Below are 2,811 nucleotides of genomic sequence, written 5' to 3' on the forward strand. Positions count from 1 at the left end.
CGGACGGTCGGAGCCGGAGCCGGCGCCCGGACGGTCCGAGCCGCCCTGGCCGCCGCGCCCACCGCGACCGCCGCGGGGCGCGCGGGCGCCGCGTCCACCGGTCTCGCCGAGGTCCTCGACCTCCTCCGCGTTCAGCCCGGCGCGGGTGCGCTCCGAGCGCGGCAGGATGCCCTTGGTGCCCGGCGCGATCTTCAGCAGCTCGTACAGGTGCGCCGAGGTGGAGTAGGTCTCCTCCGGGTCGTTGAACGACAGGTCCAGCGCCTTGTTGATGAGCTTCCAGCGCGGGATGTCGTCCCAGTCGACCAGGGTGACGGCGGTGCCGGAGGCGCCGGCCCGGCCGGTGCGGCCGATCCGGTGCAGGTAGGTCTTCTCGTCCTCGGGGCACTGGTAGTTGATGACGTGGGTGACGCCCTCGACGTCGATGCCGCGGGCCGCGACGTCGGTGCAGACCAGCACGTCGACCTTGCCGTTGCGGAAGGCCCGCAGGGCCTGCTCGCGGGCGCCCTGGCCGAGGTCGCCGTGGACCGCGCCGGCCGCGAAGCCGCGCTGGGTCAGCTGGTCGGAGACGTCGGCGGCGGTGCGCTTGGTGCGGCAGAAGATCATCGCCAGCCCGCGGCCGTCGGCCTGCAGGATGCGCGAGACCATCTCGACCTTGTCCAGCGAGTGCGCACGGAAGATGTGCTGCTCGATGTTGGCGACGGTAGCGCCGGTGTCGTCCGGGGCGGCGGCCCGGATGTGGGTCGGCTGGCTCATGTACCGGCGGGCGAGGCTGATGACCTGGCCCGGCATGGTGGCCGAGAACAGCAGGGTCTGCCGCTTGGCCGGCAGCATGGTGATGATCTTCTCGACGTCGGGCAGGAAGCCCAGGTCGAGCATCTCGTCGGCCTCGTCCAGGACCAGCGCGCGGACCTTCGACAGGTTCAGCTTCTTCTGCCCGGCGAGGTCCAGCAGACGGCCCGGGGTGCCGACGACGATGTCGACGCCCTTGTTGAGCGCCTCGACCTGCGGCTCGTACGCCCGGCCGCCGTAGACCGCGAGCACGCGGACGTTGCGGACCTTGCCGGCGGTCTGCAGGTCGTTGGTGACCTGGGTGCAGAGCTCGCGCGTCGGGACGACGATCAGCGCCTGCGGGAAGTCGGAGAGCTGCTCCTCGGTCGCCCGGCCCGCGTCCACGTCGGCGCGCACGATGGCCCGCTCGATCAGCGGGAGGCCGAAGCCGAGGGTCTTGCCGGTGCCGGTCTTGGCCTGGCCGATGACGTCGTGGCCGGTCAGCGCGACCGGGAGGGTCATCTCCTGGATGGGGAAGGGGTGGACGATGCCGACGGACTCGAGTGCCTCGGCGGTCTCCGGGAGGATCCCCAGGTCCCGGAAGGTCGTCTTGATGGGTTCAGCGGTGGTGGACAGGGTGCTGCCTCTTCCGTTTTCGAAAGGGCCGAGAGCGAGCGGCGGGCGGGCAGCCGCGCGGCTGTCTACGGGCCTGGACGGCCCTGGTACAGCTGCGCGGACGCACAACCGCGCCGGTCCCTGCGGCCGGCCGGTGCGCGCTGCCCGGTGCGGGGCGCGTCGCCGGCGGCGTCGGGGAGGATTCCCGTGAGGGACCTGCGCGGGACCTCCGCCTCGGGGCGTGGTCTCGGCGGCCCTCGCTCGGCCACTGATGCGGTGCCAAGGCTTGAGGTCCAAGCCATGGTCGGAGCCGATCGGCTCTCCGACCGGGCATCCGCGTACGTGAGTACCCGTGCCACCGGTGCGGACACGTCCGGTTGGACGGTGCCGCTACGGAGGGTTCGCGCGGGGTACCGAGACGGCGGTGACACCATGCGAACACGACGGGCTCCGTACCACCATACAGTCAGGCGACGACTCGAACACGTGACGCGTCTGACATTGCCCCCGGCAACTGCCACCGGAGCGGCCGGTCCGGGCGGTCACCCGGGCGTGCCTGGTGGTGGGGCGGACAGGCGGGCGGGACTAAAGTTGCGGGTCATGGAGACCCATGGTGAGACGCAGGACGCGGCGGCCGGCTCGATCGGGGACTGGGCCGCGTGCTCGGCCGACCCCGGCTACCGGGCGGCGGTGCTCGACCTGCTCGGCGCGCTCGCGTACGGCGAGCTGAGCGCCTTCGAGCGGCTCGCCGAGGACGCCAAGCTGGCGCCCGACCTCGCCGACAAGGCGGCGCTGGCCCGGATGGCCTCCGCCGAGTTCCAGCACTACCAGCGGCTGCACGACCGGCTCGCCGAGGTCGGCGCCGACCCGCAGGAGGCGATGCGGCCGTTCGTCGAGCCGCTGGAGCTGTTCCACCGGATGACGGCGCCCTCGGACTGGCTGGAGGGCCTGGTCAAGGCCTACGTCGGCGACGCCATCGCGACCGACTTCTACCGCGAGGTGGCCGTCCGGCTGGACGACGACACCCGCGACCTGGTGCTGAGCGTCATGTCCGACACCGGCCACGCCCAGTTCGCCGTCGACAAGGTCCGCCAGGCGATCGAGGCCGACCCGCGGGCCGGCGGCCGACTCGCCCTGTGGGGCCGGCGGCTGATGGGCGAGGCGCTCAGCCAGGCCCAGCGGGTGGTCGCCGAGCGCGACGCGCTGTCCAACCTGCTGGTCGGCGGCGTCCAGGTGCAGGGCTTCGACCTGGTCGAGGTCGGCAAGATGTTCAACCGGATCACCGAGGCGCACACCAAGCGGATGGCCGCCCTCGGCCTGGCCTCCTAGCGGCCCGCGACCTACCGGGGGTGCTCAGGCCGCCCGGTGCCGCCGCGCCGCGCGGTGGGTGCCGGGCCGGTGCGGGTGGTGCCGGTGGGCCGGGGCGCG

Annotated in this window: 2 protein-coding genes; one reads left to right on the top strand and one right to left on the bottom strand. The window is 73.0% G+C overall.

The annotated features are described in order from the left end of the window. Positions 1-1,290 (bottom strand): DEAD/DEAH box helicase (locus AE652_RS38975; protein WP_049660232.1); only part of this gene is annotated, 1,290 nt, incomplete at its 3' end. 693 nt (positions 1,291-1,983) lie between these two features. Between AE652_RS38975 and AE652_RS38980 the strand changes: the two genes are divergently transcribed. Next, positions 1,984-2,712: a ferritin-like fold-containing protein gene (locus AE652_RS38980; protein WP_049660234.1), complete on the top strand. Its 729-nt coding sequence runs from the start codon at positions 1,984-1,986 to the stop codon at positions 2,710-2,712. Positions 2,713-2,811 lie beyond the last annotated feature (99 nt).

It is taken from the genome of Kitasatospora sp. MY 5-36, assembly GCF_001182915.1.
Classification (GTDB): domain Bacteria; phylum Actinomycetota; class Actinomycetes; order Streptomycetales; family Streptomycetaceae; genus Kitasatospora.